The organism is Shewanella colwelliana ATCC 39565, assembly GCF_000518705.1.
Taxonomy (GTDB): Bacteria; Pseudomonadota; Gammaproteobacteria; order Enterobacterales; family Shewanellaceae; genus Shewanella; species Shewanella colwelliana.
On sequence record NZ_JAEC01000036.1, the window covers coordinates 1 to 6,904 of the forward strand.

The following is a 6,904-nucleotide window of genomic DNA, read 5'->3' on the forward strand; positions in this document are numbered from 1 at the left end:
CCCTCGTCGCCATGCAACAGATTTTTCAACTGGTTCAAGTCATGTTCATTGGCGGCGGTTGTCACCAGCGTATGAGTGAGGCCACTCTTTGCATCCACGCCAATGTGAGCTTTCATACCGAAGTGCCATTCATTGCCTTTTTTAGTCTGATGCATGTCCGGGTCACGTTCATTCTTTTTATTTTTAGTGGAGCTGGGTGCTTGAATAATCGTTGCATCCACCAATGTTCCTTGCGTCATCATCACACCGCAATCCGACAGCCATTGATTGACCGTTTGGAATAACTTACGAGTGAGTTTGTGTTTTTCCAGCAAGTGCCTGAAATTCATAATGGTAGTGCGGTCAGGAATGGCTTTATCCAGTGACAGTTGTGCAAACTGACGCATCGAAGCAATCTCGTAAAGCGCATCTTCCATCGCCTCATCACTCAGACTGTACCATTGCTGCATACAGTGAATGCGGAACATCGTTTCCAGTGGATACGGACGACGACCATTGCCCGCTTTTGGATAAAAGGGCTCAATCACTTCCAGCAGTTGAGTCCATGGTAACAGGTTGTCCATCCGAGATAAGAAAATCTCTTTACGGGTCTGGCGGCGCTTGCTGGAAAACTCACTATCGGCAAAAGTTAACTGTTGGCTCATGGGAGGTAATGGCTGTGATTTACTATGTAGCTATGATCTCACATCAGGGACTTATTCGCATCTTCCCTTAGATATGGGGGCACTTTCTTTATTATCAACTGCCCAAGGCGAATAGTTAACTCTATGCCTAATTTTCTCAGTAATAATTCCCTTTGGTTCACAGTTTCTAACCAATCTTCATCCACTTTCACCGAAATTGGCATGAGCAATGGCTGCCCTATCAAGCCTAAGGGATACTTGATGCCAATCTCTACCACAGCAAGCTGCCGAGCCACCTCATTTAGCGGCACCAGCAACAATTTATCCTCCTGCGTCATCACCCAAAACTTACCCGCTAACACAGGTGGCATTGCCGGTATCTCAGTTTGAGAGACTTGAACCCCAACTGGAGTCACTGAAGGCGTGCGCAATAGCTGAGCATAACTATCAACTGCGCGCTGTGAGGGCAATTCGGTATTGCGCCATGCATCCGGCGCCCGGCCCGAAGGCACTCGGTCGCTCACCATACGGTCATCGCGCCCAACCACTGATGGGCCAGTTTTTCCATATGAATAAGGTGCGCTATGCTTTTCACCAGCAGGTAATGCCGATGAAGCCCCAACCTGATCTTGGTGTATTTGAATATCAGCACCAGCCATTACAGGGGCTTTGTTAGTGGATTCAATATGTGTTATTGAGCTTGGTCGAACAAACACGTCATCTTCCAACCCTAAACTTTCAGCTTGGGTTAGCGCAGACTGCAATGCCTGTAAAATAAAGTCATGCACGTAGCGACTCTCATGAAATCGCACTTCATGCTTAGCGGGGTGAACATTGACATCCACCTGGTGAGGATCAAGCGTCAACATCAACACATAGCCGACTTGTACGCCAGCTAACTGTTGAGCAAATGCTTGGCGCACCGCGTGGTTAACTAGACGGTCGCGGACAAGACGGCCATTAACATAAAAATATTGAGTATCACTTGAAGTCGCATCGAAATGCGGAGACTGTATATAGCCACTTAACTGCAAGCCATTATGGCTGCAATCCACACGCAAGGCCTGCTCAGAAAATTGCTTACCACTGACCTGCGCCAATCGCTGCAAGTATTGCGTATCACTCATCGCTGGGCGGTAATTGCGCACCATTTTGCCGTTATGCTTGAGCGTAAAGTGAATCTCCTTTCGTACCAATGCAATGCGTTTAAGCCACTCATCGATGTGGGTAAATTCAGTTTTATCACTCTTTAAAAAACGGCGTCTTGCTGGTGTATTAAAAAACAGGTCAACCGCCTCTACCGTTGAGCCGACAGGATGTGCGGCAGGCATCACCTTAACCGCCATATCAGACCCTTCGGCATAAGCCTGCCATGCTTCAGTTTGCTCTGCAGTGCGGGATGTCAACGTCAGCCGTGAAACTGAGCTGATACTAGCGAGTGCTTCACCACGAAAACCAAAACTCAGTATGGCATCAAGATCGTCTAAGCTCGCCAATTTAGACGTAGCATGGCGAGATAGCGCTAGTGCTAGCTGCTCCTTAGCAATACCCGATCCGTTGTCTTGGATCTTAATCAGTTTGCTACCACCTTTTTCAATCTCAATATCAACGCGCGTAGCACCCGCATCCAAGCTATTCTCGACCAATTCTTTGATCACCGAAGCTGGACGCTCAACCACTTCACCAGCTGCGATTTGGTTCGCTAGTTGGGGAGGCAAAATTTTAATCGTCATTTTGACTCCGTTAAGCGCGAGGAATGACCAGATTCTGGCCAATACGTAAGGTGTTAGATTTTAATTTATTCGCTTTTTTAATACTGGCAACCGAAACCTGATAACGGTGGGCGATTACCGATAACGACTCACCTTTTTTGACTTTGTGGCTGATCGACGAACGGCTCGCAATTAAACTATTGACGGGGGGATTGGCCTCAAAATAACGAACCACTCCTCTTTGCACCGCATTAGCGATATTATTTTGATGCTCACGCTGAGTCAGCAATCGCTCCTCTTTATGATTAGAGATAAAGCCTGTTTCTACTAAAATAGAAGGAATATCTGGCGACTTTAACACAGCAAAACTGGCGGACTCAGGCTTATGCTTATGCAATTTAGTCACCTTGCCTAAATTCGACAAGACGTCATCGGCAATGTTATGGCTTATCGCCATCGACCGATCCATCGACATATCCAATAAGGTCATAGCTAAATACTGTTCGTTATCGGTGTTTTGAATAATCTCACCAGCACCGCCCAATAATTCTGAATGTTTCTCTTTTTGCTCCAACCAACGACCAATTTCACTGTTAGCACGGCGCATTGAAAGCACCCATACAGAAGCACCTTGAGGTTTAGGCGAGGTAAACGCATCGGCATGAATAGAGACAAGCAAATCCGCCTTGCTATTACGCGCAATTTCCGAACGCTTATTTAAATTAACAAAATAGTCGCCCGTACGTGTCATCACTGCTTTCATACCCGGTGTAGCGTTAATCTTGGCTTCGACTTTCTTGGCGATTTGTAACACCACTTTCTTTTCATAAATACCAGATGGGCCAATAGACCCAGGATCATCACCACCATGCCCAGCATCAATCGCAACAATAATATCTCGCAACTGCTCTTTAGGTTGGCTAACCGCGGTTTGCTTACTGCCATTCCCACCTTCTAAGTCAACCACTAAACGGTTGCCGTATGGGGCGGTAGGCGATAAAGCAAATAGATTACTTTTTACTGGCTTGACGAGATCGATAACCAGACGCAGGGTGCCTTTTTTAGGTGGCTTACTTACCCTAACTTTCTTTACCAGCTTACTGTTATTTTCAATTTTACTCAGGTTAATTGCCGTTGATGTTGCATCCAGGTCGACGACTAAACGGTAAGGGCTAGTTAAAGTGAAATGGGTATATTTAGGCGGGGTGCTAAGATCAAAAACCACACGCGTAGACTCAGGTGCGGCCCATATGCGAACACCTTCTAATTTATTTGCGCTGTGGGCCATTACTGGGAAACTGAGCAGTAACAGCAAAAATATATTTTTTATCAACGAATTAGTTTTTATCATTATTATGTAAATTATCTAACAGTTGCTCACCAGCTTGGCTTTGCGGCGTAAATGTCACCATTCGACCTAAAGCTTGATATTGAATATCAATGGCTAGATCGGCAGCAGGTAAAATCCCTTCGCCTTTATCTGGCCATTCGACAATGCACAAACTGTTATCAGCAAAGTAATCACGAATGCCCATAAACTCTAGCTCTTCAGGATCACTGAGACGGTATAAATCAAAGTGATATACATCAACCCCGTCTAATTCATAGGGCTCCACTAAGGTATAAGTTGGGCTCTTTACCGCCCCCTGATGACCTAAACTCTGAATTAACCCACGACTAAACGTCGTCTTGCCGGCCCCTAATTCTCCGCTTAAATAAAGCGTCAGCGGCGGCCTAATTAGCTTTGCCAGTCTTTGACCTAAGCTAACGGTTTCAGATTCATTTTCAAGATAAACTTTTAATGCAGCCATTTCTCATTCGTATTCGTTAGATAGAGTTTAAACCTCGTATAGCCTGATACTTTAACCGAAACTGTTAGCTATCTAAACAAACATTAGCGTAAATTAATCTGTATCAGGTTAAATATTATCCACTAATAGACGAATAAACGGGAAAAGATCGCAAGCTAACATTCCCCTCTCTCCCTCTTTGGCCGCCATATCTGCTGCGACACCATGTATCACTACCCCTGCACTCGACGCATCCATAAGCGTCATGCCTTGTGCCATTAACCCCGCGATAATACCGCCAAGTACATCACCACTGCCGCCACTGGCAAGCCCTGGATTACCAACAGGCGCAACATGACAAACGGTGCCATCAAAGATCAGCGTGCCCGCCCCTTTCAATACCACAACTCCGCCATATTTGGCCTGCAATGCTTTCACGGCCGAAAATCTGTCGCTCTCTACATCCGCGGTTTCAATGCCGAGCAACCTTGCCGCTTCTCCTGCATGAGGCGTTAGCACCCAATTCCTTTGTTTTCTTGGTTCAAGCGCCAATAGATTTAAAGCATCAGCATCCATGACGCAGGGCTTGTCACTGAGGCTGGCCGCTTTAAGCAAGTTATAACCCCAATCATGTTTTCCAAGACCTGGGCCAATTAACAAAATATCAGCCCATCCAAGACGCTCATAAACTTCCATATCAACGAGCTCACAGCCTCTAAACATCAGTTCAGGACGCCCATTGTTGATAATAGCAAGATGTTCTGGACGAGAGATCACTGCCACAAGGCCTGCTCCAGATCGTAAACAGCTCTCTGCAGCTAAACGAGGTGCCCCCGCCATACCAATATCACCACCTATTACAGTCACCTTGCCGCAAGCGCCTTTATGACTATTTTGGGCTCGCTTTGGCATGCCTAAATCAGTAAGGCGATGGGCAATATTGATAATATCTGAGGGGGGGAAGAAAGTAGTAAGGCCAATATCAGCAAACACTACACGCCCAACGCGATCTCTGGCCGCTCCAGTAAATAAGCCCTGTTTCAGCGCGCCAAATGTTAGTGTGACGTCGGCCTTTATCGCTAATTCGCCAGCACCTGTGTCGGCATCAATCCCAGACGGTACATCCAAGGACAAAATCCAAGCATTTGACCGATTAATGGTTTCGATAAGCTTACGGAACGGTTCATTCACCTCACCATGAAACCCAGTACCCAGCATGCCATCAACAATAATATCAACCTCATCAATGACGTCTTCAATTGACTGGATGACATGACCACCTGCGGCAATAAACGCCGCTTTTGCATAACTAACCCCACTGCCTAACTCTTCACGCTCAATCGCGTAAAGAGAGACCTGGCAACCAGATTCCAAAAGCAGTGTGGCACAGATGTAAGCGTCGGCTCCGTTATTTCCATATCCTGCGACGACAAGGATTTTTTGCTGAAGCCTAGCCTCACCATTTAACAGTTCAAAAGCAGCTTGTCCGGCTCTATCTATGAGCTCAAATAAACTGACTACACCCGATTGGATCGCTTTTTCTTCAGCATCTCTTATAAGCTGCCTAGTGTATAGGGCCAAAGGTAACTGCGCATCGCTAAACAACATAAAACGTCTCCAAACATCAAATCTGAACCATCAATCGATAGTAGTTAAGCATATTCGATATTAGAGCCTCTTCTATCCATTTGATTCCCTTTAAATAGCACTAGTTGCACTTAATTTGATCTCGCACAATTTATCAGGCAGCAAACCCATAAAAGAGATAACCTCGACTTGGTTTACAGACGAATGTGACAAACAAAAAAGGCACCTTGCGGTGCCTTTCTCTACTTTAACTTAACGCTTAAATATCATCCATCCGGATACTGCTATGCACTAAACGTTGCTGCTGAATCTTTTCAACTCTAACCAGATCATTCAGCGCACTTTTGACTTCACCCGGCACGGAAGAATCAGCCGTTTTCTCAAACAAAGCAATGAGGCGGTTATCCAACTCTAAGTGCAGATCAAGTAGATCCTCCTCGCTCATGTTGGCCTTAGGCGTTATTTCTTGGCAACGCTTGATAAAGTCTTCAAAGGTGATGTCGTTATACCATAGCTGCAACAACCGTGATGGAGCCTCTTCGATATAATCGTCAATCTTTTTAGAGACATCTTTTTGGTGCTGCTGAAAATATTCAAGCATCAACTTAACGCGTGAAGAGTCTACTGCGCTGTACATGCGGCTATATAATTTAGCCATCTCCAAACGGCACTTTGAGACATACGCCAATTGCTCACTAAGCTGTTGAAATCTCATCTTTCTCTTCTCCAATCGATGCTAAAACTATCGGCCATAATTCTGAGTTGGTTTCATTATGAGGCCATTCAGGCAATCTTTTTTTGAACAAGGTCATAGTTTGTAGAATTTTGCATACGCTACTTTAGATTTCGTTAAAGAAGTTCACCCAATATCACGCAAATGGAGATTCTGTGATCTCATAGTCATCAAAGATAGGTAGCCTATGCTGCTCGGCAGCGTGGTAAACATAGCGCTAGGGATATGGAAGGCCATAGGTAAAACGCTGGAGCGAGAAATCGAGTTCGAAATAGATACCAGTAACTGACATGATGACAAGGCATAACCATTGTTCAATATAAGGCGTCAACGGATCTAAAGTAGTGAATAATTTTAAGTGGGAGGCTGTTACGAAAGAAGATTGGAGCGACATATCGGGTTCGAACCGATGACCTATACCTTGGCAAGGTATCGCTCTACCAACTGAGCTAATGTCGC

General features: G+C 45.4%; 5 protein-coding genes, 1 tRNA gene and 1 pseudogene. All 7 read right to left on the bottom strand.

The window, feature by feature from the left end; all coding sequences use genetic code 11:
- On the bottom strand, window positions 1–644 hold a 644-nt coding region (locus L876_RS0114405), incomplete at its 3' end, for an IS5 family transposase (protein WP_028763348.1).
- 41 nt (window positions 645–685) lie between these two features.
- Window positions 686–2,356, bottom strand: a pseudogene (gene mutL / locus L876_RS21825) (DNA mismatch repair endonuclease MutL); the annotation flags it as partial.
- A gap of 10 nt (window positions 2,357–2,366) precedes the next feature.
- On the bottom strand, window positions 2,367–3,686 hold the full coding sequence (locus L876_RS0114415; protein WP_028764453.1) for an N-acetylmuramoyl-L-alanine amidase: 1,320 nt from the start codon (window positions 3,684–3,686) through the stop codon (window positions 2,367–2,369).
- Window positions 3,673–4,146, bottom strand: coding sequence for a tRNA (adenosine(37)-N6)-threonylcarbamoyltransferase complex ATPase subunit type 1 TsaE (tsaE, locus tag L876_RS0114420; RefSeq protein ID WP_028764454.1), 474 nt, complete (start codon window positions 4,144–4,146; stop codon window positions 3,673–3,675). The genes L876_RS0114415 and tsaE overlap by 14 nt, the downstream gene beginning before the upstream one ends.
- Window positions 4,147–4,254: 108 nt before the next feature.
- Window positions 4,255–5,733 (bottom strand): bifunctional ADP-dependent NAD(P)H-hydrate dehydratase/NAD(P)H-hydrate epimerase, encoded by a 1,479-nt coding sequence (locus L876_RS0114425; protein WP_028764455.1) that lies wholly within the window; start codon window positions 5,731–5,733, stop codon window positions 4,255–4,257.
- A gap of 238 nt (window positions 5,734–5,971) precedes the next feature.
- Window positions 5,972–6,427, bottom strand: a complete 456-nt coding sequence (locus L876_RS0114430) for a hypothetical protein (RefSeq protein ID WP_028764456.1) — start codon at window positions 6,425–6,427, stop codon at window positions 5,972–5,974.
- Between the two features lie 401 nt (window positions 6,428–6,828).
- Window positions 6,829–6,904: transfer RNA gene (locus tag L876_RS0114440), tRNA-Gly, on the bottom strand.

Bases quoted from the DNA above. Each gene is read 5' to 3' on its own strand.
- L876_RS0114430 (WP_028764456.1), bottom strand. From the start codon at position 6,427: ATGAGATTTCAACAGCTTAGTGAGCAATTGGCGTATGTCTCAAAGTGC.
- L876_RS0114415 (WP_028764453.1), bottom strand. From the start codon at position 3,686: ATGATAAAAACTAATTCGTTGATAAAAAATATATTTTTGCTGTTACTG.
- tsaE (WP_028764454.1), bottom strand. From the start codon at position 4,146: ATGGCTGCATTAAAAGTTTATCTTGAAAATGAATCTGAAACCGTTAGC.
- L876_RS0114425 (WP_028764455.1), bottom strand. From the start codon at position 5,733: ATGTTGTTTAGCGATGCGCAGTTACCTTTGGCCCTATACACTAGGCAG.